The following is a 269-nucleotide window of genomic DNA, read 5'->3' on the forward strand; positions in this document are numbered from 1 at the left end:
GCGAATACTGCGAATTCCAGCGGCCGTGCGCGGATCAGGCCCGGCGCGTCGGTGCTGGCCGCATCCGTGAACAGGGCCACGTAGCCCAGGGACAATCCCCAGTACACCAGCACCAGTATCTGGGCGGCCCGGAACAGACCATTGGCCGCCGCCCGCGCCCGGCCGCTGGCCGTGTTGCCGATGCGGCGGCCCCATTCCACCCCGGCCAGTATCGCGAGCGCGCGCACGCTCTCCACCGCCACCACCGGCAGCCAGCCGCCGATGCCGGT

The 269-nt window shown here is 72.1% G+C and carries 1 protein-coding gene; it reads right to left on the reverse strand.

Features of this window, described 5'->3' with window-relative positions; all coding sequences use genetic code 11:
* On the reverse strand, nucleotides 1-269 hold a 269-nt coding region (locus R0J87_RS20875; RefSeq protein ID WP_498888651.1), incomplete at both ends, for a hypothetical protein.

It is taken from the genome of Halomonas sp. SIMBA_159, from assembly GCF_046536035.1.
In the GTDB taxonomy this organism is placed as follows: Bacteria; Pseudomonadota; Gammaproteobacteria; order Pseudomonadales; family Halomonadaceae; genus Vreelandella; species Vreelandella venusta_A.